23 protein-coding genes and 1 tRNA gene are annotated in these 25,262 nt (G+C 64.4%); 9 read left to right on the forward strand and 15 right to left on the reverse strand.

Annotated features, from left to right (window positions below; genetic code table 11):
• Positions 1 to 12: 12 nt before the first annotated feature.
• From ATO6_RS12160 to ATO6_RS12195, 8 genes are all read right to left on the reverse strand, one after another.
• A complete protein-coding gene (locus ATO6_RS12160; RefSeq protein WP_088624288.1) occupies positions 13 to 411 on the reverse strand; it encodes a TfoX/Sxy family protein in 399 nt (132 codons plus the stop codon).
• On the reverse strand, positions 411 to 761 hold the full coding sequence (locus ATO6_RS12165) for an iron-sulfur cluster assembly accessory protein (RefSeq protein WP_088624289.1): 351 nt from the start codon (positions 759 to 761) through the stop codon (positions 411 to 413). Before ATO6_RS12165 ends, ATO6_RS12160 begins: the two co-directional genes overlap by 1 nt.
• A 79-nt stretch (positions 762 to 840) precedes the next feature.
• Positions 841 to 1,215: a hypothetical protein gene (locus ATO6_RS12170; RefSeq protein ID WP_088624290.1), complete on the reverse strand. Its 375-nt coding sequence runs from the start codon at positions 1,213 to 1,215 to the stop codon at positions 841 to 843.
• Between the two features lie 83 nt (positions 1,216 to 1,298).
• A complete protein-coding gene (locus ATO6_RS12175) occupies positions 1,299 to 2,879 on the reverse strand; it encodes a mechanosensitive ion channel family protein (RefSeq protein WP_217898996.1) in 1,581 nt (526 codons plus the stop codon).
• Between the two features lie 163 nt (positions 2,880 to 3,042).
• Positions 3,043 to 3,405 carry an SUF system Fe-S cluster assembly protein gene (locus ATO6_RS12180; protein ID WP_088624292.1) on the reverse strand — a complete coding sequence of 121 codons (363 nt, stop codon included), beginning with the start codon at positions 3,403 to 3,405 and terminating at the stop codon, positions 3,043 to 3,045.
• Positions 3,406 to 3,471: 66 nt separating this feature from the next.
• Positions 3,472 to 3,747, reverse strand: a complete 276-nt coding sequence (locus tag ATO6_RS12185) for an NfeD family protein (RefSeq protein ID WP_088624293.1) — start codon at positions 3,745 to 3,747, stop codon at positions 3,472 to 3,474.
• A gap of 4 nt (positions 3,748 to 3,751) precedes the next feature.
• Positions 3,752 to 4,642, reverse strand: coding sequence for an SPFH domain-containing protein (locus ATO6_RS12190; protein WP_088624294.1), 891 nt, complete (start codon positions 4,640 to 4,642; stop codon positions 3,752 to 3,754).
• Between the two features lie 76 nt (positions 4,643 to 4,718).
• Entirely contained in the window at positions 4,719 to 5,507 is a 789-nt protein-coding gene (locus ATO6_RS12195) for an enoyl-CoA hydratase-related protein (protein ID WP_088624295.1), read from the reverse strand.
• Positions 5,508 to 5,612: 105 nt separating this feature from the next.
• Here ATO6_RS12195 and tgt point away from each other — a divergent pair, with 105 nt between their 5' ends.
• From tgt to ATO6_RS12225, 6 genes are all read left to right on the forward strand, one after another.
• The gene (tgt, locus tag ATO6_RS12200; RefSeq protein WP_088624535.1) at positions 5,613 to 6,743 is read left to right on the forward strand and encodes a tRNA guanosine(34) transglycosylase Tgt; all 1,131 of its coding nucleotides are present in this window, start codon (positions 5,613 to 5,615) and stop codon (positions 6,741 to 6,743) included.
• Positions 6,744 to 6,814: 71 nt separating this feature from the next.
• Complete coding sequence (locus ATO6_RS12205) at positions 6,815 to 8,989, forward strand: transglycosylase domain-containing protein (protein WP_088624296.1); 2,175 nt, start codon at positions 6,815 to 6,817, stop codon at positions 8,987 to 8,989.
• Positions 8,990 to 9,190: 201 nt separating this feature from the next.
• The gene (gene lon, locus ATO6_RS12210; protein WP_088624297.1) at positions 9,191 to 11,602 is read left to right on the forward strand and encodes an endopeptidase La; all 2,412 of its coding nucleotides are present in this window, start codon (positions 9,191 to 9,193) and stop codon (positions 11,600 to 11,602) included.
• 205 nt (positions 11,603 to 11,807) lie between these two features.
• Positions 11,808 to 12,233 carry an HU family DNA-binding protein gene (locus ATO6_RS12215; RefSeq protein WP_254919135.1) on the forward strand — a complete coding sequence of 142 codons (426 nt, stop codon included), beginning with the start codon at positions 11,808 to 11,810 and terminating at the stop codon, positions 12,231 to 12,233.
• Between the two features lie 19 nt (positions 12,234 to 12,252).
• A tRNA-Val gene (locus ATO6_RS12220) sits at positions 12,253 to 12,327 on the forward strand.
• Between the two features lie 398 nt (positions 12,328 to 12,725).
• On the forward strand, positions 12,726 to 14,546 hold the full coding sequence (locus ATO6_RS12225) for a DUF2194 domain-containing protein (protein WP_088624298.1): 1,821 nt from the start codon (positions 12,726 to 12,728) through the stop codon (positions 14,544 to 14,546).
• Here ATO6_RS12225 and ATO6_RS12230 read toward each other — a convergent pair.
• Genes ATO6_RS12230 through ATO6_RS12250 form a run of 5 tightly spaced genes read right to left on the reverse strand, consistent with a single transcriptional unit; the run spans position 14,480 to position 19,455 of the window.
• Positions 14,480 to 15,259 (reverse strand): hypothetical protein, encoded by a 780-nt coding sequence (locus ATO6_RS12230; RefSeq protein WP_088624299.1) that lies wholly within the window; start codon positions 15,257 to 15,259, stop codon positions 14,480 to 14,482. The two genes, ATO6_RS12225 and ATO6_RS12230, sit on opposite strands and share 67 nt — an antisense overlap.
• A gap of 2 nt (positions 15,260 to 15,261) precedes the next feature.
• Positions 15,262 to 16,506, reverse strand: a complete 1,245-nt coding sequence (locus tag ATO6_RS12235) for a glycosyltransferase family 4 protein (protein ID WP_088624300.1) — start codon at positions 16,504 to 16,506, stop codon at positions 15,262 to 15,264.
• The gene (locus ATO6_RS12240) at positions 16,506 to 17,465 is read right to left on the reverse strand and encodes an NAD-dependent epimerase/dehydratase family protein (protein ID WP_088624301.1); all 960 of its coding nucleotides are present in this window, start codon (positions 17,463 to 17,465) and stop codon (positions 16,506 to 16,508) included. Before ATO6_RS12240 ends, ATO6_RS12235 begins: the two co-directional genes overlap by 1 nt.
• On the reverse strand, positions 17,462 to 18,646 hold the full coding sequence (locus ATO6_RS12245; RefSeq protein WP_088624302.1) for a glycosyltransferase family 4 protein: 1,185 nt from the start codon (positions 18,644 to 18,646) through the stop codon (positions 17,462 to 17,464). The genes ATO6_RS12240 and ATO6_RS12245 overlap by 4 nt, the downstream gene beginning before the upstream one ends.
• A complete protein-coding gene (locus ATO6_RS12250; protein WP_088624303.1) occupies positions 18,643 to 19,455 on the reverse strand; it encodes a glycosyltransferase family A protein in 813 nt (270 codons plus the stop codon). The genes ATO6_RS12245 and ATO6_RS12250 overlap by 4 nt, the downstream gene beginning before the upstream one ends.
• A gap of 636 nt (positions 19,456 to 20,091) precedes the next feature.
• Here ATO6_RS12250 and ATO6_RS25070 point away from each other — a divergent pair.
• On the forward strand, positions 20,092 to 20,667 hold the full coding sequence (locus ATO6_RS25070; protein WP_176440910.1) for a histidine phosphatase family protein: 576 nt from the start codon (positions 20,092 to 20,094) through the stop codon (positions 20,665 to 20,667).
• A 320-nt stretch (positions 20,668 to 20,987) separates the two neighbouring features.
• On the forward strand, positions 20,988 to 22,733 hold the full coding sequence (locus tag ATO6_RS12260) for a sugar phosphorylase (protein WP_088624305.1): 1,746 nt from the start codon (positions 20,988 to 20,990) through the stop codon (positions 22,731 to 22,733).
• On the opposite strand, the gene ATO6_RS12265 is transcribed toward ATO6_RS12260, so the two are convergent.
• Both ATO6_RS12265 and ATO6_RS12270 read right to left on the reverse strand, forming a co-directional pair.
• Positions 22,730 to 23,311 (reverse strand): TetR/AcrR family transcriptional regulator, encoded by a 582-nt coding sequence (locus tag ATO6_RS12265; protein ID WP_088624306.1) that lies wholly within the window; start codon positions 23,309 to 23,311, stop codon positions 22,730 to 22,732. The genes ATO6_RS12260 and ATO6_RS12265 overlap by 4 nt on opposite strands.
• Before the next feature lie 102 nt (positions 23,312 to 23,413).
• Positions 23,414 to 23,734, reverse strand: coding sequence for a 2Fe-2S iron-sulfur cluster-binding protein (locus ATO6_RS12270; protein WP_088624307.1), 321 nt, complete (start codon positions 23,732 to 23,734; stop codon positions 23,414 to 23,416).
• Positions 23,735 to 23,908: 174 nt separating this feature from the next.
• Here ATO6_RS12270 and ATO6_RS12275 point away from each other — a divergent pair, with 174 nt between their 5' ends.
• A complete protein-coding gene (locus ATO6_RS12275; protein WP_088624308.1) occupies positions 23,909 to 25,183 on the forward strand; it encodes a cytochrome P450 in 1,275 nt (424 codons plus the stop codon).
• The last annotated feature ends 79 nt before the right edge of the window (positions 25,184 to 25,262 follow it).

The following is a 25,262-nucleotide window of genomic DNA, read 5'->3' on the forward strand; positions in this document are numbered from 1 at the left end:
CGCCGCCCGCTGTCAGGCCTTGGTTTTCCGGGGTTTGCGCGCCGCCTTGCGGGCTTTCTCCGCGCGCTTCTTGTCGGCCGCGATCCGGGCGGGGCCCATCGACAGGCGCGCCCAGTCCAGCGCCTCGGACGGGTCGTCCATCGCGCTGTCTGGCAGCGACATCAGCGATGTAACCTGCCGTTCGCCATTCGCGCGGGTGTAGGTGAAGGGGACCGAGCCCGCGGCCTCGTAGTCGGCCAGCGTGGCATCGTCGGATTTCATGTAGATGACCTGGGACGAGGCGATCATGGCGAACATGACATCTTCCTCGGCATAGAGCGCCACGCCCGAAAACATCCGCCCGGTGCGCAGAGGCCCAAGCCCCGAGAACAACTCGAGCGCGTGCTCGAGAAACTCGGGGTCGACGGCCATCAGGCGTCCTTGAACTTGATCGACTCGCCGCAGCCGCAGGCCTCGGCCACGTTGGGGTTGTTGAACTGGAAGCCACTTTCGAGCAGCGAGGTCTGATAGTCGATCTCGGTCCCGAACAGGAACATCTGCGCCATCGGGGCGATCATCACCCGCGCGCCGTCCTGTTCGACCACCTCGTCATGGGGATCGACCTCGGTCACGTAGTCCATCGTGTATTCCATGCCCGCGCAGCCGCCCTTCTTGACGCCGATGCGCAGGCCCTGATGGCCGTCCTTGGCCATGAGCCGGGCGATCTGGGTCGCCGCTGCGGATGTCATGGTGACGGCCTGCTTGCCGGGAATGCCGAACATGAGTGGTCTCCTTTGCCTCACAGATAGGCGTCACGCCGGGCGCAGGCAAGCCCGGCGTGGATCGGTCGTGCCTGTGCGATCACTTCGACCCGGCGACCTCGCATTCGCAGTTGCCGTCCTTGTCTGGGCCGACGCAGTCGACGGGAACCTCGACCGTGTTCCTCTGTCCCTCGATCTCGAGGGGGATCACCTCGGGGCATTCCATGATGCTGTCTAACGCGCCGCAGATGATCCCGTCGTCGAACAGTCGGCATTTCAGAACGGCGCGCGCCGGGACTTTGAATTCCGGCAGGATTTCCTGCATCCCGCGCCTCAGCTTCACCGGGTCCGAGGCGCTTTCGATCAGCGCGCGGCCCGCTTTCTTGGGGAAGGTTGCGATCCGGAAATCCTCGGCCCACGCGGCGGAAGACAGGATCATAAGGCCCGCGGTGAGGGCGGCGACAATGGCTTTCATCTGAATAGTCCCGGTATTGGTCCGTTGAATACGACAACCTTACCGCGGTGGCGCCATATGGCCACTCACTTTTTCCCTTCCGTTCAGGCGGCCTCGGAAGCCGCGATCTCTGGCAGGTAGCGCCCGCCGTCCTCCTCGGCGTCCCACCGGGCGATTTCGGCGATCAGCGCCTCGCGGACGCGGCAGGTGTAAGTCCATGCGGAGTTGGCGTCGTTGCAGGGCAGGATGAACCAGACCTCGATCCCGAGCGTGTCCTGATCCGCCACCCGCACCGCCAGCGCATCGGTGTCCTCGGTCATGTCGCCCTCATCGAGGTCGACCGCAATGCCGTAGAACGCCTCGCGCAGCCGCTCCACATCCGCGCCGTGACCGAGGCGCAGCTTGATGACGCGGTGCAGTTCCGGCGTCATCGCGGTCCAGTTCTCGAAAGGCTCGGCCACGAATTCGCGCACCGGCACCATCAGCCGGGTGCGGTCCCAGACCCGCAGCTGGACGTAGGTGAAATTGATCCGCTCGACCACGCAGAAGTAGTCCTTGTAGAGGATCGTGTCCCCGATCCGCGCCGACTGGTTCAGCGCGATCTGCATCGACGACAGGATGTTCGACAGGATGTCCCGCCCGGCAAAGCCCAGCACCACCGTCGCGATACCGGCCGCCCCGATCAGCGAGAAGCCGAGCGTGCGGAACACGTTGGCCGAGGTCAGCACGAACCCCGCGCCGGCAAGGAAGACGATGACCATCAGCGCCCGCCGCCATGCGGTGACCTGCGTGGCAAAGCCGCGCCGCGCCTCCTGCTCCTTGGCGGAGAGGTCTTCGTCCTGCTTGACGACAAGCTGGTCGAGGACGGCATCGACCACGTTCATCAGCAGGATCATGACCGCGAGGACGTAGCCGATGATGACCAGCGGCGACAGCACGGCCGAGATCCGGCCCGAGAAGACGAAGACGTTGGTGGTGACGGTGCCGACGACGAAGGTGATCACGAAGAACAGCAGCGGCGTGCAGAGGCTGCGGATCACCAGCCGTGACAGCTCCGACTCGCGCGAGTCGGCAAGGCGCATGATGTAGCGGCGCATCAGCAGGCCGAGTGCCAGTGCCCCGATCACCAGCAGCGGCAGGCCGATCAGTTCCCACGTCATCAGCCCCCAGAGCGCGTCGGTGCGCAGGACATCGGGCAGCGCCTCCTCGAACTCCGAGGGGCCGTAAATCGCGAACAGGGCCGGCAGGTTCTGGACCGACTGGCGGGCAAAGACCCAGACGGGCTCGGCACCTTCGGGCGCGATGCGGTTCAGCCGGATCGACACCGGGCGGTTGTCGAGGTCCACCAGCCAAAGTCGCAGCGAGCGGCGCGGCTGAGCGGCGAACGGGTCGTTGCTGGAGGGCGTCGCATCCACGGCGTCGGGCACATCGGGCAGGGAATGCCAGTCGACCACGACGCGGCGGTCGATGATCGTCTCGAGCATCCGCGCCAGAGAGGCGCCGCGTTCGACCTGTTCCGCCTCCGGCACGCCGGTCAGGTCCAGCAGGTGCGCGGCGTCCTCGTATCTGCCGTCGCGGCTGAGGGCGAGGAAGCTTTCCATCGTCGCCTGCGGCGTGTCGCGCAGCACGTCGGACGGCGGATCGGGCAGGCCGGGGTTCAGGGTGTCGGCCTCGAACCACTGCATTCCGCCGCCGTCCTGCGCCGTGCCGGCGCCGGTCAGGGCGAGGGATATCAGGGTCAGGCAGATAGCAAGAAGGCCGGGGCGCAAACCCCGGCCGAAACGGCTGGAACACTGGAACGGCAACACGGACATGCGGATCAAACGCCGTCGGGCCGTCCCGGTTCCCTTACATGAAGCCAAGCTCCAGCCGGGCCTCGTCGGACATCATGTCCATGCCCCACGGCGGATCCCACGTCAGTTCGACGTCGACATCCTTGACGCCGCCGATCGGACCGACCGCGTCCATGATCCATCCGGGCATGTCGCCCGCGACCGGGCAGCCGGGGGCGGTCAGGGTCATGATGACCTTGACGGCGTTGTCGTCGGAAATGTCGATCGTGTAGATCAGCCCGAGGTCGTAGATGTTCACCGGGATCTCGGGGTCGTAGACCGTGCGGCAGGCCTCGACCACGCTGTCATACAGCGGGTGGTCCGTGCTGGACGGTGCGATGAGGGGCGCACCCTCGAGGGGTTCGGCAGAGTTGGGCATTGGGTTCTCGCGCGTTTCCTGACCGAATATATAGGAATTTAAGCCCGCCGGGTCCAGAGGCAGAGGTCAGTCGTTTATGTCACGCCGCACGATCCGGGCGTTGCTGCCCGGTCTGGCAAAGACGCGCCGCAGGATCAGCCATGTGACCAGCGACAGCGCCGCGAATTCGACGAGCATCAGCGGCAGCGACAGGGCCAGCCCGGTCAGGACCAGCACCCCGACCAGCACCGCGCCGATCCCGAAGCCGAGGAAGATGAAACCGGGGATCGCGACCTCGACGATCATCATCGCGATGCCCGCCGCGACCCAGACCCACCACAGGTGCCAGTAGAGGACCGCCATCGGCTCAGACCCGTCCCTTGAGCATCGCGAAGGCGTTGCCGAAGGCCTCGACCGCGTTGGCGGGCAGGATCACCACCTGCTTGCCGTCGCCATGCCCGAGGGCATTCAGCGCCTCGACCTGCTTCAGCGCGACCTGATACTGCGCCGCCTCGATCCCGTGGTCGGCGATGGCGCGCGCGACGATCTCGGTCGCGTAGGCCTCGGCATCGGCCTGGATGCGGCGCGCCTTGGCGGCCTGCTCCGACGCGTAGAGCTCCGCATCGGCGGCCAGTTCCACCGCGCGCTTCTTGCCCTCGGCCTCGGTCACCAGCGCGCGGCGGGCGCGTTCGGCGTTCAGCTGTTGCAGCATCGCGGCGCGGGTGGCCTGGTCTAGGTTCACGTCCAGGAGTTCGGCCCGCGTCACCTCGATCCCCCAGTCGTCCACGGCGGCGAAGAGCTGATCCTTGATCGTGCCGGTCAGGGCCGAGCGGTTGGACTGCACCTGGTCCAGTTCCATCCGCCCGATCTCGGACCGGACGATGCCGGCGACAGTGGTCGAAATCGCGGCGTCGATGTCCCGGATGCGGTAGACGGTCTTTTCCGGTTCGATGATGCGGTAGAAGACCGAGGTGTCGACCTGCAGCAGCACGTTGTCCAGCGTGATGGCGTCCTGGCTCATGGTCGGCAGCTGCCGTTCGAGGATCGAGATCCGGTGCGCGATCACGTCCAGAAACGGCACGACGAAGTTGATGCCCGGCCCCAGCACCGCATGCAGCCGTCCGAAGCGTTCCACGACGTGCTTTTCCGACTGGGGCACGATCCGCACGCCCTTGACGATCACGACGATCAGCAGGACGGCGATCAGGATGTAGAGGATGTTCTCCGTCAGGAGCGTCTCGAAATCTATGTTTTCCATATCGACCGGGCAAAATGAAACGGGCCGCGCAAAGCGTGGCCCGTAACCCGGTTCCGGTCAACGGCGAAGCTGTGTCTCAGCCCTTGGCGGCGAACTTGCTCTGCGCCGCGCGTTCGCGCCGGTAGGGGTCCTGGAAGTGGCTGATCATCACGTCGCGCGCCATGCCATAGGCGTCTTCCAGACCCATCGGCTGATGCGCGTTGATCGTCTCGATACCGCGCTGGATCGGGCCGGGATTGCGGCCGGCCAGCGTCCGGGCAAAGGTCGTCGCCTCCTCGACCACGCGGTCGGCGGGGTAGACACGGTTCACCAGTCCCGCGCGCAAGGCCCAGTCGGTGTTCAGCATCTCGCCCGACAGCGCCAGTTCCATCAGGTGCTTGCGCGAGACCGAGCGGCTGACGCCGACCGAGGGCGTGGTGCAGAAGCCGCCGTTGTTCACGCCGGGCAACTGGAACCGTGCGGCGTCCGAGGCGAAGGCCAGATGCGCGGTCGCCGCCAGCTGGCAGCCCGCCGCCGTGGCGATGCCCTCGATCAGCGCGATCACCGGCTTGGGCGAGGTGGCCATCGACAGCATCATGTCCGCGCAGGCGTCGAACAGCTCGCCCAGGAACGCGACGCCCTGATCGGGGTCGTCGGCGTGGCGGTTGATCTCTTTCAGATCATGCCCCGCGCAGAAGATCGGGCCGGGCCCGTGCAGCAGGATCACCCGCGCCGCGTCGTCGGCCCGTGCGGTGTCGACCGCGCTGTGGACCGCGCGGATCATAGCCATCGACAGCGGATGCGCCTTGCCGTTGCCGAGCGTGATGGTGAACAGGCCGTCTTCCAGCGAAGTGGCGACGAGGTCGGGCGGGGTCATCTGGTTCATGGGGGCTCCTCCGTTGGCGCAATGGTGAACCTGTCGCGGGGAAGTGGCAAGGCTTGCTATTCCGCCCGCGCCGGGACTAGAGGGGGCCGGTCAGGAGAGATGGCCATGACCGACCGCTTCAGCTTCACCCTTGGCGCCACCGACGGCGCGGCCCGGACCGGTGTGATCCACACCAGGCGGGGCGAGATCCGCACGCCCGCCTTCATGCCCGTCGGCACCGCCGGGACGGTCAAGGCGATGATGCCGGAAAGCGTGGCCGCGACCGGTGCCGACATCCTGCTGGGCAACACCTACCACCTGATGCTGCGCCCCGGCGCGGAGAGGGTCGAGCGGCTCGGCGGGCTGCATGGGTTCATGAACTGGGACAAGCCGATCCTGACGGACTCGGGCGGGTTCCAGGTGATGAGCCTCGCCGAACTGCGCAAGCTGACCGAGGACGGCGTGACCTTCCGCAGCCATGTGGACGGGTCGAAGCATTTCCTCAGCCCCGAGACGTCGATGGAGATCCAGCGCCAGCTCGGGTCCGACATCGTGATGTGTTTCGACGAATGCCCGGCGCTGCCCGCCGACGAGGCGCGCGTGGCCGAGAGCATGCGCATGTCGATGCGTTGGGCGCAGCGGTCCCGCGATGCCTTCGGCGACCGTCCGGGACATGCGCTGTTCGGCATCCAGCAGGGCGGCGTGACGGAAGAGCTGCGCGGCGAGAGTGCCGAGGCGCTGAAGGCCATCGGCTTCGACGGCTTCGCCATCGGCGGGCTGGCGGTCGGCGAGGGGCAGGAGGCGATGTTCGGCGTGCTGGACTACGCCCCCGCAATGTTGCCCGAGGACAGGCCGCGCTATCTGATGGGCGTGGGCAAGCCGGACGATATCCTCGGCGCGGTCGCGCGCGGGGTGGACATGATGGACTGCGTGCTGCCGTCGCGCTCGGGCCGGACGGGGCAGGTCTTTACCCGGCGCGGCGTGGTCAACATCAAGAACGCCCGCCACCGCGACGACCCGCGCCCGCTGGACGCGCACTGCACCTGTCCCGCCTGCCGCAACTACTCGCGCGCCTACCTGCACCACGTGTTCCGCGCGCAGGAGATCATCAGCTCGATGCTGATGACATGGCACAACCTGCACTACTACCAGGAGCTGATGGCGGGCATGCGCGAGGCCATCGCGGCGGGCCGTTTCGAGGCATTCCAGAGCGCCACCCGCGAAGGCTGGGCCGAAGGCGACATCCCGCCGGTCTGAACCCGCACTTCACATTGTCGGAACCCCATGCCCCCGCTTCGCATTGAACGGGCAGCGAGGTGGTGAGAGCAATGAGTGATCAGATTTCCCCGACCGACGAGCAGTCACAGGGTCAACCCAGCGAGACGTACAACACCGAGAGGTCCCCGCGGTCGAGCAGACCGAGACGGCGGTGGATATTCCTCGGCGCGCTTGGCGTGGTGATGGCATCGGCCATCGGCGCGGGCGCCTGGGTCGGCACCCGGCCCGACCTGTCGCATGTGCGCGCCAACGCCAAGAGCGACCTCTATTACGAGGACGCAAAGGGCGACAGCCTGAAGCTGGCCTTGGGTCGGACGGCCACCTATGTGCCGCTTGCCGAGATGCCGGCCGAATTGACCGACGCCGTCATCGCGCTGGAGGATCGCCGGTTCCGCAAACACGGCGGTGTCGACTTCCGCTCGATCGCGCGGGCCTTCGGGCGCAACCTGACCTCGGGCGGGATCGTCGAGGGCGGCAGCACGATCACGCAGCAGCTGATCAAGATCAGCTTCCTCGACCCCGCGCGCACCTATTCGCGCAAGATCCACGAGGCGATGCTGGCGCGCGAGCTGGAAGCGACGCACAGCAAGGACGAGATCCTCGAAGCCTATCTGAACAAGGTCTACCTCGGCAGCGGTGCGCACGGAGTGGGCGCCGGGGCGCGGACCTATTTCGACAAAGCCGTATCGGAATTGACGCTGGCGGAATCCGCCGTCCTGGCTGCTACGATCCGCACGCCCTCGGGGCTGAACCCGTTCAGCAATCCCGAACCGCTTCTGGACCGCGCGCGGATGGTCATTGATCTGATGGAAGGGCAGGGACGGATCGAAGCCGGTGCGGCCAACGACGCGCGCCTCGACCTCGCGACTCTCCGGTTTCATCGCTCTGCGCCCACCTACGGCGGCTGGTTCGCCGACTGGGTCGCGCCCCATGCCGACGGCTTGGCGACGCGCCTGCGCGGGCCGGTGACGATGCGCACGACGCTCGACCCCGACCTGCAACGCCGGGCCGAGGCCGCGATCGCCGACGGGCTGGCGGGCACCTCGATGCAGGGCGCGCTGGTGGCGTTGCGTCCTGACGGGACCATTGCGGCGATGGTCGGCGGGCGGAATTACAACGAAAGCCAGTTCAACCGCGCGACGGATGCGATCCGGCAGCCGGGTTCGACCTTCAAGACCGTGGTCTACCTGACGGCGCTGGCGGACGGCATGACGCCCGAGACGCGGATCTCGGACGACCCGATCGACATCAACGGCTACGAGCCCGAGAACTTCAGCGGTCGCAACCATGGCACCGTGACGCTGGCCGAGGCATTTTCGGAATCCATGAATGTCGCGACGGTGCGTCTGGCCGCCGAACTGGGTTTCGACCGGGTGGCCGAGGCGGCCCGCGCGCTCGGCGTCGAGGCCGAGATGAGCGAGACCCCGTCGATCGGCCTCGGGGCCAACGGGATGTCCCTGCTGGACCTGACCGAGATGTATGCCGCCATCGCCACCGGCCGCGCGCCGTTCGATGCGCGCGGTATCTCCGGCATCACCCGTCCGGGCGGCGAGTACACGCCCGTCGACTGGCGCGAACCGCGGCCGAGCGCGCTTGCGCAGCACCTGATGATGGCGCGCCGTCCGATGGCCGCGATGCTGCGGCTGGCCGTGACGCATGGTACAGGCAAGGCGGTGGCAGAGGTGCCCCGCGCGGTCGGCAAGACCGGGACCAGCCAGAACAACCGCGACGCGCTGTTCGTGGGCTGGGCCGAGAACATGATCGTCGGCGTCTGGGTCGGCAACGATGACAACAGTCCGATGGACGGCGTCACCGGCGGCAGCATCCCGGCGGAAATCTGGGCGGCCTTCATGACCAACCGCAAGGCCGCGCCGATCCGCACCGAGGAAGACGCGCCCGAGCCGCAGATCATCGCGGTGTCCGAGAGCCGCAACCTCGACGAGCGTGATATCGTCAGTGCAGAAGAAGCCGGTCGCACGCGTAATCCGGAAAGCCCCGAGGAGAAGCTGCGGGTCGCGCAGGAGATCATCGACAATGCGGGTCCCGAAGGCATCACGGTCAATCAACTCGCCAAGCGGCTGAGCGAGCGTCTCATGTCCAGGGGCGAGCGCACGGCGCAGAGCTGCAACGTCGAGGTCTGCGCGCGGTTCTACCGGTCGTTCCGGGCATCGGACTGCACGTTCCAGCCCTACGGCAACCGGCCGCGCGAGATCTGCACCCGCTGAGGGCCGCGCGGCTCTGACACGGGGTTTTTAGGTTAAGTTAACCCATATCCGCCTTGCGACTCCCGCAGCGATACAGGCATGCTAAGGCAACCGAGGTTGAATCCGTGGCATGCGCGCCCCAGATTAAACTTCCATAAACCGGAGGAAGCCGTGGCCGCCGCAATCGGGGCCGGAGCTTTCTGCCAAAGCCAAGGATAGAGCATGACCCAATCCCTCAACCCGTCCTATCCCGTGCTGCCGCTTCGGGATATCGTGGTCTTCCCGCACATGATCGTGCCGCTCTTCGTCGGTCGCGAGAAATCCGTGCGCGCTCTGGAGGAGGTGATGGCGGACAACCGTCAGATCCTGCTGTCCAGCCAGGTGGACCCGTCCGAGGACGACCCTGACACCGATGGGATCTACAAGGCCGGCGTGCTGGCCAACGTGCTGCAATTGCTCAAGCTCCCCGATGGCACCGTGAAGGTGCTGGTCGAAGGGCAGGCGCGTGTGCGTATCGTCAACTACATCGAGAACCCGGACTTCTTCGAAGCCAGCGCCGAACTGCTGGAAGAGGAAGACGGCGATCTGGACACCATCAAGGCGCTCCTGCGGTCCGTCGCGGCCGAGTTCGAGCGCTATGCCAAGGTCAAGAAGAACATCCCCGAAGAGGCGCTCGGTGCCGTGGCCGAGACGACCGAACCGGCGAAGCTCGCCGATCTCGTGGCCGGGCATCTCGGCATCGAGGTGGACCAGAAGCAGGACCTGCTGGAAACGCTCAGCGTCAGCGAGCGGCTGGAGAAGGTCTATGGCCTGATGCAGGGCGAAATGTCCGTCCTTCAGGTCGAGAAAAAGATCAAGACCCGCGTCAAGTCGCAGATGGAGCGGACGCAGCGCGAGTACTATCTGAATGAGCAGATGAAGGCCATTCAGAAGGAACTCGGCGACGGCGAGGACGGCCAGAACGAGGTCGCCGAGCTGGAGAAGCGCATCGCGGACACCAAGCTGTCGAAGGAAGCCAAGGAAAAGGCCGAGGGCGAGCTGAAGAAGCTCAAGAACATGAGCCCGATGAGCGCCGAGGCGACCGTCGTCCGCAACTACCTCGACTGGATGCTGTCCATTCCGTGGGGCGTGAAATCGCGCACCAAGAAGAACCTGCACAACGCGCAGGACGTGCTGGATCAGGACCACTACGGGCTTGAGAAAGTCAAGGAACGGATCGTCGAATACCTCGCCGTGCAGCAGCGGTCGGCCAAGCTCAAGGGCCCGATCCTCTGCCTCGTCGGCCCTCCGGGTGTCGGCAAGACCTCGCTCGGCAAATCGGTCGCCAAGGCCACGGGACGCGAGTTCATCCGCATCTCGCTGGGTGGCGTGCGTGACGAATCCGAGATCCGCGGCCACCGCCGGACCTACATCGGCTCCATGCCCGGCAAGATCATCCAGGCGCTGAAGAAGGCGAAAACCACGAACCCGCTCATCCTGCTCGACGAGATCGACAAGATGGGTCAGGACTTCCGTGGCGACCCGGCTTCGGCGATGCTCGAGGTGCTCGACCCGGAACAGAACTCGACCTTCGTCGACCACTACCTTGAGGTGGAATACGACCTGTCGAACGTGATGTTCCTGACGACCGCGAACTCCTACAACATGCCGGGCCCGCTTCTGGACCGGATGGAGATCATTTCGCTCGCCGGTTACACCGAGGACGAAAAGCGCGAGATCGCAAGGCAGCACCTGATCGCCAAGCAGATCAAGAACCACGGCCTGCGCAAGGGCGAGTTCGAGATCACCGACGAGGCGCTGAACGAGATGATCCGCCGCTACACCCGCGAAGCCGGTGTGCGGAACCTCGAACGCGAGCTGGCCAAGCTGGCACGGAAAGCCGTGACTCAGATCATCAAGGGCGAGCAGAAGCAGGTGAAGATCACCGAGGACAACCTCGACGAATACCTGGGCGTCAAGAAGTTCCGCTATGGCCTGGCCGAGAAGGAGGACCAGATCGGTGTCGTCACCGGGCTGGCCTGGACGTCGGTCGGTGGTGATCTTCTGCAGATCGAGGCGCTGCGCCTGCCGGGCAAGGGCCGGATGAAGACCACGGGCAAGCTGGGCGACGTGATGAAGGAGTCGATTGACGCCGCATCGTCCTACGTCCGCTCCATCGCGCCCGAGATCGGGGTCAAGCCGCCGCGGTTCGACAAGTGGGACATCCACGTCCACGTGCCGGATGGTGCCACGCCCAAGGACGGCCCCTCGGCCGGTCTGGCGATGGTGACCTCCATCGTCTCGGTGCTGACGCAGATCCCCGTGCGCAAGGACATCGCCATGACCGGCGAGGTCAGCCTGCGCGGGAATGCGATGCCGATCGGCGGGCTGAAGGAGAAGCTTCTCGCGGCGCTCAGGGGCGGGATCACCACGGTGTTCATCCCCGAGGAGAACGAGAAAGACCTGGCCGACATCCCGGACAACGTGAAGCAGGGGCTCAAGATCATCCCTGTCACCCACGTCTCCGAGGTGCTGGAACAGGCGCTGATCCGCAAGCCCGAGCCGGTCGAGTGGGACGAGGAGGCCGAAGAGGCCGCCGCTGCCGCCGCGATGTCGAAAGACAAGGGCGGATCGTCCGAAGCCGTCGCGCACTGAACACCGGCGCATCAATGATCAGGCGCGTCCCTTCGGGGGCGCGCCTTTCTTGTTGGTTCGCCGGTCCGATTGCAGGGCTTGCCGCGATCCGCTAGCGTGAATGCAGGCGCGCATCTCCAACATTCTGAAAACCGGACGGTTTTCCTGCCCGAATGCGCCGCGGGCCTGACGGCGTCCGGACTCCGGCCAGAAACGGAAGGCTCCAATGGCAAAGACCCACACCTCCACCGGCACGGATGACCCGGAAAGCACCGGATCGGAAACGCGGGCGCGGGCGGCCAAGGCTGCCGTCGCACCGGACCTTTCCCTGGTGACGGAAGCGGTGCCGACGGTCACCGGACCCGAGCTGAAGAAGCGGGAACTGATCGACCGGGTCGTCGCACTGTCCGGCGTCAAGAAGAAGGACGCCAAGCTGGTGGTCGAAGCGACCCTGCAGGTGATGGGCGAGGTGATCGCCGAAGGCCGTGACCTGAACGTCAAGCCACTGGGCAAGCTCAAGGTCAACCGGATCAAGCAGAGCAATGGCGGCACCGTCATGAACGCCCGCATCCGTCAGAACGAAGTGCCGGCAGAGGCCTCGGATCTTGTCGACACGGATGGAAAAGACGCGCTTGCAGAAGGGGACGAGTGAGGTTAGACAACGCTCCGTTGGGTGATTAGCTCAGTGGTAGAGCGCTTCGTTCACATCGAAGATGTCAGGGGTTCAAATCCCTTATCACCCACCATTACTTCCAATGGCCTGCGGCCACCTTGCGACGCGCCCCCCGGTTCCATGAACCTGGTGTTCAATTTTCCGGGTTCGCGTCGTGGTACTTCTTCCACATTTTGACGGCCTTTTCCGCTTTGTCGGCCATAGCTCGTGAAGGGCACCGCCGGGTTGCTTTGGCCGAGACCAATGCCCCGAACTTGCCACGCTCGAGAAACTGATGCGGAGCCTACAGTTCGTTCTGACCCATTGTTCAGCTGCCCTCCGGCCGTCCGGGGTCGCGGATTTTCAGGGCATGTGAAGCCAGGGAGGATTGGAAATGACGATGCGCTAAGTGAAAATGGAGTGGAAGCGGCCATTTGCCCGGTTTGACCAGGGCGGAAGAGCTGAACGCGATTGAAGGAACAGACACCATAGATGGACGAAACGAGGTCCGCAGAACGCATTTTGGTCATCGCGCATAGCCAGGAACAGGTGTCACGACTTGCCTGGCAGAACGTGCGGGAAGCAATGCGTTGCGCTCGGGTTTCGTTTGACCAAGCGGATTTGGCAAGCAGCGGCGACCTGCCTGAGCTCTTGCAGTATTCCGCTGTTCTGATGGTGACCGAAAGCCTCGATCGTCTGAGCACGGGGGCCGTATCTGCACTCGAGGATTTCGTGGACGACGGGGGTGGTCTTGTCGTGGCGTTCCGCGCGCGTCACCCCAGATTGAACGCGCTGTTCGGAGTCGTTGGGTCCGAGGCCTACATCGCCTCGATCCCGCCCAGCCATCCAAGTGGCGGACTGCGTTTTCCGGGCCGTGCGCTACCCTCCTTCGAGGGCATCCATTTGCCCGAGGCCGATATGATCCCACATTCCGGGTTCGACATTCGTCCGGTTCCGTCCGCGGAAATCGTGGCGACCGCAACATCCGGAAAACCTGTCGCCTGGAGGACCGTGACGGGCCGTGGCGCGGTCATCTTCTGGAACACGGCGTTTCTTGCCGAGCGGCGGGCACGCGGCTTGATTATCGAAAGCGTGCAGGCCGTCGAAGCCGTATCGGTTCAACCGATTGCAAACGTCGCAGTTGTGCAGATCGACGACTTTCCGGCGCCTCTGGGGGGCAACCTGTCCAGCGACCTGATGGCCCGTCACGATATGACGGACCCCGGAACATTTTATGCCCGCGTCTGGTATCCCGATGTCGTCAGGATTGCGCAACGCCATGGGATTGGCCTGAGTTGTTTTGCCGTGTTCAACTATCATGTCGAGAGGGACAAACAGCTGGAGGCGGCCCCGCGGGCGGAGAGCTTCGACGTTATCAGCGAAATTGCTCCTGCGGAAATCGGTCTGCACGGGTTCGACCACAGATCATTGCGTCTGGCGGATTGGTCGAATGAAGCGGCTATGCGTACATCGCTCGGCGCGGTGCGGACGGCCTGGTCCGCATCAGGGCTTGGAGAGAGCCCGGTCTGCTATGTCCCGCCCAACAACGTCTATGACGCATACGGCGCACGTTGCCTTGCATCGGAACTCCCCTCGCTCAGGGTGCTGAGCGGCAGCTTTTTCGGCGATGTGGAGAACGGCCAGGGGCGCGAGTTTGGTCCCGAGCCTTGGGCGCCATCGCTGTATTGCCTTCCACGCGTGACAGCGGGTCACGAGTGCAGTGACGAGACACTCTTCGATGCGGCAAGCCAGATTGCCACCATGGGCGTGTGGACCCACTTCATTCACCCCGACGATGTCGCGGATACGCCCGGACCGAACGCCCGAAAAATTGGGCTGCGTAATCCCGAAGACCGCCCCTGGCACAGCACGGACCGCGAAGGTGGTTTGCTGGGTCAGCTCGACGCCATCTTCAAGGCCGTCCGCCGGTTGGCACCCTGGCTGCGCTTCGTGAGCACGCGCGAGGCCGCCGACGCAGTCAAAGCGCATCTCGAGCGTTCTTGGCAGGTAGGGCAGGCGGGCGCCGATCTCGACATTCGGGGTCCGGTGGGTGGGTGGACCCGTCTGCGCCTGAACCACAGGCCGTGGCGACGGATCGAGACTGCCGTCGGCTGCGAGATCGTACACCGGACCGTGGCGGAGGATTATACGCTCTATGTTCTTCGGTTCTCAGCAGAGCAGGCCAGACTGCGCCTGATCGACCGTTCGCGACTGGCATCTCTGGCCGCGCAGCTTTGGCGGCGGGGTCAGACAATGTCGGACAGAAAGCGCCCCAGCCCCGCAGCTTTGACCTCGGCCTCGAAGTCTCCGTAGTTGGTGATGTCGGTGGTCAGATCGTCCGAGGTCGACTTTCGATAGATCACGGGGATCGGGTCTGGCGGGGTCAATCCAAGATGGGCAAAGACGCTGGCCAGGACATGTTCGGGCCGGGCCGCGAGATCGCGGTACTCCACCCTGTGCCAGCCGCCGGGGAACACGCGGTGCGCCAGGTCCATCATCTGATCTTCGGCGTCCTGAAAGACGCCGGCCAGACGGATCGCGTCCGCGACGTCTATGGGCATGGCACCGGGTTTCGGCTCGTTCCTTCGGACCGCCCAGGGGCTGCGCCAATGGCCGGACTCGGGCGCACTCCCCACGGCCAATGCGCGGGCCCGCAACTGGGACACTGCACACTTCAGCACGTTTTCGCGTGTTATCAGGACAGGCCGCGTGTTCGCCGCCGCCAGTCTTGCAAGGTAGGTTTCAGGCGTGATGAGCGAGCGGAAGGACAGTTTCAATCCCGCGGCAACTCCCTCGACCGGGCGAGATAGGAAGGCATCGAGTTGTGCGATCTGCGCCTCTCCTATCTGGTCCTTTGACAACCCGTTGCGGTGGCCGATTGTGCGAATGGCCGTCGTCGGTTCATTCTCGATCATGATCCCTTGGGTGCGCGAAAGCGCGGCCGAGACGAGGTTGCTGCCCACCCGGCCCCAGGGCATCAGCAACAGGAAACGCACGGGCGACTTGTCATCTTCGGCGCTGTTCACGGTCAAGCCCGTCCGCGCAGCCGGTTGATGAACGCCGCGCGTTCAGGCGTGCGGTAGATCCAGTCGACGGCACTTTGATGGAGGGACCGCCTGATCCGGGCCGGCCCGGACGCCACGCGCCATTTCGCAGTCTGTTTGACCGTGTCCGAATACCACGCGGCATAGCGTTCCTGCAGCATGTAGCGTTTCAGCGGCGTGCGTTGGCCTTCCCTGTTTCGGACCGTCGCGGCATGCCAGAAGTCCGGCCAGCCGGCCGTCGTCTTCTCCCATGAGAACTTTCGGATTTCGATCAGGTTCTCGGCCGAGAGCTCGGCCAGTTTCGCGCGGTCCATGGCCAGACGCCGCAGGGCGGCAGCCATCTCTTCGACCGACCGTTCGGGCAGAATGTAGCCCTGCTGTTTCGGTCCGAAGATTTCAGGCACTATTCCCACGCGGGTCGAGATGACCGGCACGCCCGACGCCATAGCCTCCAGAACCGGGTTCGGTGTGCCCTCGATTTCGGAAGAGCAGACGAGTACGTCGATGTCGCCGTAATAGGCCACCATCTCGTCCCGTGTGCGGCGCGCAACCGAACTGTCGGCGTAATACGGCTCGACCGTGACACCCTCTGCGGCCAGCGCTTCGATTGCCGGATTAAGGATTGAATGCAGGCCCTTGGGATCGTCCCTGACTTCGGCGCCCCAGGCAGAATTCCCGACCCAGCCGACGCGCAAGGGGCGGTTGTGGTCGGTCAGCCGCTCCAGCCCCACCGGCCCGAACCGGTCCAGATCGACACCATCGGTCAGGATCGTGATCGGGTCCGGGAACGAGTCGATGTCCCTGTAGATGCCTTCGAGCAGTGAGGACGAGACCGCATATCCATCGGTGAACCAGAACGCCCGCTCGCGCCATGGGAAGGCCTCGGGCTCAAGATGCAGGTGGTCATAGACCGAGGCCGTGATGACCGGCCTGCTGATCCGGTCAAAGAGATCCTCGGGACGAATGCGGAACCGGGTCGCCGCGGTATAGAGTGCCTCCGGGTTCAGAAGATGCTGCACATCCTCGCGCCAGAAGAAATGGATCAGATCGAAAGGCGGCTTGAGGTTGAAGATTTGGTTCAGAAAGACCTGCGGATAGCCAACCACGCCGGCCATGTAGTAGCGCTCGAACTCGAAATCATGGCCATGAAAGCGCTCGATCTGGTCGCAGATATTGTCGTAGGCCCAGTTCGGCGTGTCGAGGCACAGGAGAACCCGCGGTTTGGTCATCAGACCTGCCCAATCCTTTCGAGTGCTGGCGACGCGGAGTAATAGTGGAGCAGTCCGTCTTCCAGCCGGGTCATGCGGGTCAGGCCAAGCAACTCACGCATGCGGGAGGTATCGCCCGCAGAATGTCGGATGTCGCCGTGCCGTGCGGCCTGAAAGTCAGTCTTGCGCACTGGTCGACCCGCCAGCTTGTCCACAAGCGCGGCGAGCTGAAGCAATGACACTGAGCGGCCCGTACAGACATTGCTCAACAGCGCGTCCGGCCGATCGTTCAACCGCACCATCGCGGCCGTCATCGCCGTCACAATGTCGTCGACGTGGATGAAATCCCGCGACTGTTTGCCGTCCCCGAAAATGACATGCGGCCTGCCTTCCTCCACGTTGCGCAGGAAGCGGGCGATGACGCCGGAATACGGGGAATCCGCGCGCTGGCCGGGTCCGTAGACATTGAACAGCCGTAGGCCGGCACTGGGCAGGCGATGGATCTGCCAAAAGGCCCGCGCCTGATGTTCGCACAGCAATTTGTCGGCGCCATATGGCGACAGCGGCCGTTCCGCCAGGTCCTCGTGGCAGGCCTCGCCTGACCGATCGCCATACACCGCAGCGGACGACGCATACACGACCGGGAGGCGTCCGTGTCGGCGGGCGGCATCGAAGACCTGAACCGTGCCAAAAGCATTCACCCGATGAGCCTCCGACCAATCGGTGATGCACCTCTGAACGCTGACCGTAGCTGCACAGTGGAATACACCCGAAGCGCCCTCCATCGCGCGTCCCAGCGTGATCGGATCGGCCACGTCTCCGGTGATCAGGCGCACCTGACTGTTTCGCGGAAGATTGGAGCGGCTTCCCGTCGAGAAGTCGTCCAACACCGTGATCTGTACGTCCAGATCGGCAAGCCGGCGCACCAGATGCCCGCCGATAAAACCGGCGCCGCCTGTCACCAGCCAGCGCGGGCTCATCGGGCGCTCCGCGCAAGCAGGTACTTTGAAAACCGGATCAAGGCAGGAAACCTTTCAAGTGAAATGGAATAGAGGCGATAGGCCAAACGATTTCTGGCGATCCACCGGCGCGCGCGTTCCGTGGCCGTGCCCTTTCGCGAATATCGCTCTTGGATGAGCGCGGTGCGCTTCTGTCCGGCCGATGCAAGGCGGTCCTTGCGAGCCTGTTCAAAGAGCGCATCCCAGACCGGCGCGCGATGGCCCCATGACAAATCGTTGCGACGGCTCAGGTTCTCGGCCTTCAATTCTGCCAACACCTCAGGCGCATCAACCAGCGTATTCAGGGCCCTGGCCAAGGCGTGGGCGCTTCTCTCAGGCAGAATGAACCGTTTCTGAAGCGGTCCGAGGACATCGGGCACGATCCCGACATCGGTGCTGACCACGGCAACGCCCGTGGCCATCGCTTCGAGCACCGGATTGGGCGTTCCCTCCATCGCGGAACTGCAGACAAGGACGTCGAGATCGGCGTAAAAGGCCGGCATTTCGGCTTTGGGAACAAAGGCCCTCGCACGGTCGGCGACGCGGATATCAATGGCCGCTCCCGCTGCCTTCAGTGTCTCAACCGCCGGGTCAAAGATCGTCGCCTTGCCCTTGAGGTCACGGCCCACCGTGCTGCCCCACGCGCTGTTGCCGACCCAACCGATGCGAATGGGTCCGCACCGGGCAGACGTGTCCTCGACCGCGGGGAACTCAGTCAGGTCCACGCCATCAGGCAGGACCGCGTCCACGTCGGGAAGATGTGCGGCCCGGTCATAGATACGTTTCAGGCGGCTCGAAGCCGCACCCACTGCGTCGGAATAATGGAAGGGATTGCCCATTTCGCTCAGCTCGGCGGGGCTTTGAAAAATATGGTCGTAGACTATGGTGACGATCCCCGGACGATCGCTCCCGGTCATGTGGCGTCGTGCGGCGTGATCCAGTGTATCGAGGAAAGCCAGCAGGTCGAACCGCCACAGGAAGACGAGGACGTCCGCGTTTCGTGCCACGCTCGAAGCGACGCCGGGTTTTCCGAACCAGTCGTCGCGCCCCAGCAATGTATACCGCGTATTGCGTGCGCCGATCCGCGCAACATTCCGTGCCACGTTGTGAAATGCCCAGTTCGGGATATCGTAGAACAAGGCGATGTGCGGGTTCGCGATCATGCTGGAATCTTGTCCGATTCAGGCAGAACCGGGCGCCTGTTCGGCGGACCCCAGTGCTTCAGCATCGCGTGCACGGCATAAGGGATGAAGTGCCTGGTTGTCTCCGCAAGGCTCAGCCTCATGGACCGGCGCAGGGTTCGCCAATAGCGGAATGCAGCTTTGAACTTGTTCCGCGAACGCCCGCCGGCGTGGCGCAACACCATCACCTCGTCTGTCGCAAGATGCGCCTGGCCATCCCCGCCCAGCAATTCGGCCCAGAAGGCGAGGTCTTCGCACGGCGCGTCGGCAAATCGCCGGTCGCCGATGAAGTCCCGGCGAAGCATGACGGTGGAGCACCCGATCACCGTATTGCCCAGCAGTTCCTTTCGCCGGATCGCATCGCGCACTGGCATCCGCGACACGCGGTCCCTGGAGACGTTCGCATAGGGAAGATATGTGAAATCCAGCTCCTTCCGCTCCATTTCCGAGACCTGTATCGCCAGTTTGCCGGGAAGCCAGACATCGTCGGAATCCAGGAACGCGACATACTTCGTATCGCTGTTCTCAATGCCCGCATTCCGAGCTGCCGCGGGTCCCTGCCGGTCCGGAATGCGCAAAACCTTTGCTCCGGCTTTTTGGCCAAGACGCAGAATTTGGCGTGCCTGACCCGGTTCGGACCCGTCATCGACGATCACGATCTGTGTGGGCGTTGACTGTATGTGGACGGATTGCAGTGTTCGACGAAGCGTATCAGCCGAATTGAAGCAAGGGATTATGGTCGTGATCAAAGGGGCCTGGGCCCGCGTCGATCCGCAAGTGATAAGGTCCATGACATCAAACTCATCCGTCCAAATATCATATTAAAAAAAGTCAAAAAAACTAACGTAAGGTGACTCGGTTTCGCGGGTTCGGTCAAGTCCGCAGAATCCGTTTGGTACATTTCCCGCTACGGCTTTCAGGCCCGCGGCCAAACTGTGCGACACCGACGACGGATACCTTTCGGCTGGTCAAGCCGGCGCGACCGCAGAGCCGATTGTCCGGGCGAAACATCCCGATCAAGCTCACAAACTCCGGCGACCGGGTGCTCTTCGCTGACAACCTCCGTCGAGAAGCTGCGCCGCATGACGCCGGCCAAGAAAATGCCTTCGCAACAGCCCGGCGCTTTCGGCGCGGCCTGCCTTTTGTGGGGCGTGTCAAAAATGGTCAGCGGGATGGGGCTGCGTATGGGACAGGTGGGTGCATCCCACAACCCATCGTTGATCGGCAATTCGTCCTTTGTGATGGCCACCCTGTCAGACCGGAAATCGAAAACGGCCGGAACCTTGACCGTCCGGGGTTGCCGTCGGTGCCGATCACTGGCCGCGGTCGCGACACGGCTCAGGCTTGACGAACACAGCAGCGCGGTATCTTTCTGGCCTCTCACCAACAGCCTGGGGGCTTGGGCCCCTGCAGACGGGGACACTGCCATGATGACGCTTCCGCCGCTTTACCTGCTCCGTCACGGTCAGACCGACTGGAACCGCGACCGCCGTATCCAGGGCCAGACGGAATCAGACCTGACCGAGAAGGGGCAGGCGCAGGCGCGGAGGCAGGGCGAGATCCTGGCAACGCTGCTGCTGCCGGACGGGATTCGCGCCTTTGTCAGCCCGCTGCGCCGCACCCGCCAGACTGCCGCGCTGGCGGTGGCGCCTCTGGACGTGCCGGCGTTCTTCGACGACCGGCTGAAAGAGATCGCACTGGGGACGTGGGAAGGCGGGTCCTGGACCGATCTGCGCACCCGGATGGGGCAAGTCGCGGAGGCCGCGGATGTCTTTGACCTGTGCCTCGAAAGTCCGGGCGAATCCGAGGCAGAGCTGCGGGCGAGGTGTCTGTCATTCCTGAATGACATGACCGGACCGGCAATCGTCGTGTCGCACGGCATCGCACTGAGCATGATCCGAGGGCTGGCTCTCGGTCTGGACCGGGACGGAATGCGGGCTCTGGACAGGGGGCAGGGCATCGTCACCGAGTTGTCGGATGGCGGCGAAAGGGCACATCTCTGAGCCTGCGGGGCGTTGCTCGCTTAGTTCGCCTCAAGGCCAAGACCGATGGCAGGATGCGGCGTGCGTCGGTCTGCACTCTCGCGGCAGACCGGTATCGGGATATGGCGTCGTTAGCCGCGCAGGGTTGCGTTAGGGCCTGTGTCGGGTGCCATAGGGCTGGTCCCCATGCATGGCGGTTGAGCCGAGTTTGCGCGGGAAACTGACCAGCAAGTAGCCGCGGCGATACCCACTCACCGGGCGCGCACAGCCGGATCGGTGCCAAGGGTTGAATCCCGGCGGCCGATCCGGGACATTTCCGGGAAACCACAAGGTGCCCCCACATGTTAGACGCCGGATCGCCTTTCTGGGCCAAACTCAATGGCCTGATCCAGCAGATATACCCGGATGCCAATGCCGCCGACCTCGGGCAGCGGATGGTCGGGGCGTTCTGGCCCGAGGGCAGCACCATGCGCAAGCGGGGCAGGGTGCCCGGCAACCGGCAGTGGTCGGAACGCGACGCGGTGTGCATCACCTACGGGAATTCCATCGTCGACGGACAACACAAGCCGCTGGACCTGCTGCGCGACTTCCTGCACAGCCATTTCCTCGGCGCGATCAACGGCGTGCATATCCTGCCGTTCTTTCCCTACACCTCGGACGACGGCTTCGCGGTGACGGACTACCGCGCGGTGAACCCTGTGCTGGGGGACTGGGCCGACATCCAGCGGATCGGGTCGGAATTCCTGCTGATGTCCGACCTGGTGCTGAACCACGTGTCGTCGCAGTCGACGTGGTTCAACGAATACCTGCAGGGGCATGAACCCTACGACGGCTTCTTCTTCGAGGCCTCGCCCGAGGATGACCTGTCCGACGTCGTGCGACCCCGCACGCATCCTCTGCTGCGCGAGGTCGAGACGTCGCGCGGCATCCGTCACGTCTGGTGCACCTTCAGCCACGATCAGGTGGATCTCGACTTCCGCAATCCCGAGGTGCTGCTGGAATTCCTGCGCATCATGCGGCTGCATGTCGACAACGGGGTCCGTATCCTGCGTCTCGATGCCGTCGCCTTCATCTGGAAGGAGATCGGGACCAAGTCGATCCACATGCCGCAGACCCACGCCATCGTCCGGCTGATGCGGCATTTCGCGGATTACGCGGTCGAGCCGCTGATCCTGCTGACCGAGACCAACGTGCCGAACGCCGAGAACCTGAGTTACTTCGGCAACCGGAACGAGGCGCATGCGGTCTACAACTTCTCGCTGCCGCCGCTGGTGCTGCACGCGATGCTGTCGGGCACCGCGAAGAAGCTGATCCGATGGCAGGGGGCGATGCCGCCGGCGCAGCTCGGTTGCGCCTATCTGAACTTTACCGCCAGCCATGACGGCATCGGGATGCGGCCGGCCGAGGGTATCCTCAAGATCGAGGATACCGAAGAGGTCATCCGCACGATCCGCGACTTCGGCGGGGCCGTGTCCATGCGCGCGCTTCCGGACGGGCGGCAGTCGCCCTATGAGTTGAACATCACGTGGTTCGAGGCGATGAAGGGCACTTTCGCCGGACCGGACGGGCACCAGATCCCGCGATTCCTGTGCAGCCAGACCCTCGTCATGGCGCTGGAGGGGATTCCCGCCTTCTACATCCATTCGCTTCTGGCGACCCCGAACGACCGGGAAGGGGTGGAGAAGAGCGGTCACAATCGCGCGATCAACCGGCACCGGTGGGACTATGACCGGCTGCAGGCGCTGCTGGACGATCCGGCCACGCCGCAGGCGCAGGTGCTGGGCGAGATGCTGCGGCGGATCGGTGTCCGGCGGCGGCAGCGGGCGTTCCATCCGAACGCGACGCAGTTCACGCTGCAGCTGGACGACCGCATCTTCGGCCTGTGGCGGCAGAGCCTTGACCGCGACCAGTCGATATTCGCCCTGCACAACGTTAGCGCCGAGGCGCTGGAAATCGACCCGCTGGCGATCAACCTGATCGAGGGCGAGGAATGGACCGACCTGCTGACGGGCGAGGCGATCGACCCGGCGGGGCCGCCAATTGCCTTCGGCCCCTACCAGTGCCGCTGGATCACCAACCGGGGTTAACGGTCCAGCAGCCAGGCGATGCCCTGTGCCAGCCGTTCCTGCATGTCGTCGGGCATCCGCCCGCCTGGATAGGACGCGTTCGACGCCGAAATGCCGCGCCCCAGTGTCCAGATCGCCGTGGCGGTCTGCGCGCGGTGGTCGGCGTCGATCCGGGTATCGTCCTGCACCGCGGCCTCATACACGGCGTAGGCGCTGCGCTCGGCCTCGCGCAGGGTTTCGTGGCGCGAGAGCAGGCGGGGGTCGAACATCAGTGCGAACAGCGGCGCGCGCTTGTCGGCGAAGGTCAGATAGGCACGGGCGGCGCGGCGCATCGGGCCGACGTCGGCCTGTGCTGTGCGGCTGATCTCCAGATCGCGGCGCAGTTCGGAAAAGCCTTTCAAAGCAAGGTGAAGCAGCAGATCTTCCTTGCTGGAGAAATGGTGATAGATCGACGCCAGACCGATGCCCGCCCGCTCGGCTATGCCGCGCAGGCTCATCTCGTCCGCACCGTATTCCATCAGCAGATGGCTTGCGGCAGACAGCGCCCGCCCGCGCACGCCGTCACCGGCTCCGATCCGCATGTCGTGATCCGTCGCCATGAGCGATTATCGGGGGTCGATGACCCCGCTCTCCTCCCGCTGCGCGACGGGGAGGGCCCGCCGCGAAGATGAGGATAACACCGGGGATTGTCCCGGCAAGCGTCAGTGCTGGTTTTCGGGCAGCATGACCTCGATACCGTCCAGCGATCCGGTGACCGAAATCTGGCAGCCGAGGCGCGAGTTGTCGGTGACGCCTTCGGCGAAGTCGAGCATCGACAGTTCCATGTCGGATTGCGGGTTGAGCTTGGCGAGCCATTCATCGGGCACCTGCACGTGGCAGGTGGCGCAGGCGCAAGAGCCGCCGCAGTCGCCGTCGATGCCCTGAATGCCGTTCTGAACGGCGCCCTCCATCACGCTTGTTCCCTCCGCGACCTCGATCTCGTGCCGGGTGCCGTCGAATGTCTGGTAGATGATCCTGGGCATTGTGGTCTTGCTCTCCTCCTGAACGGAAACGCAGCGTGGACCGCCCGAACGCTGTTCTAAAAGCCCCCGGCGCAAGTTTGCGCGAGCCTGGTTATTCCGTTCTGCGGACTTGCGGAACGCTGTTCGGGCCGGTTCGATCAGCATTGCCCGATGGGCACAAGGGAGGAGACCGCGATGAAAGACATCACCGATCCCAAGCTGGACGAGGCGCGCCACGCGGCGTGGTCCGAGCCGCTGGACGGGTTGAACGTGGCCGTGCGCGAACGGTTCGTCGACAACACCATGTGGCCGTATTTCGACCGCCTGCGGGCCGAGTCGCCGGTCCACTGGTGCGACACGGGGGACTTCGTACCGCACTGGTCGATCACCCGCTACAAGGACATCGTCGCCGTCGACAGCGATTTCGAGACGTTCTCCAGCGCCGAGGGCATCTCGCTCCAGACGCCGGAAAGCCTCGACTTCATCCGTAACCGGCGGCCGGCGAAGAACAGCTTTATCGCGATGGACCCGCCCGAACACGACGTCCAGCGCAAGGCGGTCAGCCCGGCGGTCGCGCCGACGAACCTGCGCAACATGGAGCCGATCCTGCGCGAGCGCGCGCAGAAGCTGCTGGACGACCTGCCGATCGGCGAGAAGTTCGACTGGGTCGACCGGGTGTCGAAGGAGTTCACGGCGATGACCCTCGCCACGCTCTTCGACTTCCCGTTCGAGGACCGGCGGATGCTGACCTACTGGTCCGACATCTTTACCAACGTCCCCGGCCACGGCCCGGTGACGAGCTGGGACCAGAAGCTGGAGGAAACGACGAAGTGTTTCGACGCCTTCGCCGAGCTCTGGAACCAGCGGGTGAACGCGGAGCCTGGGATCGACCTCGTGTCGATGCTGGCGCACAACCCGATGACGCGGAACATGGACCGGCAGACGTTTAACGGGAACCTGGGCCTGCTGATCATCGGCGGCAACGACACGACCCGGAATACGCTGTCGGGCTCGGTCTACGCGTTGAACAAATTCCCCGGCGAATACGACAAGCTGCGCGCGAACCCCTCGCTCATCCCGTCGATGGTGTCCGAGACGATCCGCTGGCAGACCCCGCTGGCGCATATGGCGCGGACCGCGACCCGCGACGTCGAGATGCACGGCAAGACGATCCGCAAGGGCGACTGGGTGGTGATGTGGTACATCTCGGGCAACCGGGACGATGACCAGATCGAACGGCCCAACGACTACTGGATCGACCGGCCCAAGGTGCGCAACCACCTGTCATTCGGCTTCGGCATCCACCGCTGCGTGGGCAACCGTCTGGCGGAACTGCAACTGACGATCCTGTGGGAAGAAATCCTCAAGAGGTTCCCCACCATCGAACTGCTGGAAGAGCCCGAGCGGACCTATTCCTGTTTCATCAAGGGATACGAGACGCTGCCGGTGATCATTCCGGAACGTCTGTAAGACCAATGCGGGGGCGGTCGAAAGACTGCCCCCGTGGTGCGTCGAGGAGGGCGCGCCGAATTTCAACGGAGGAGGAAAT

It is taken from the genome of Oceanicola sp. 22II-s10i, from assembly GCF_002210105.1.
GTDB lineage: Bacteria > Pseudomonadota > Alphaproteobacteria > Rhodobacterales > Rhodobacteraceae > Pseudooceanicola.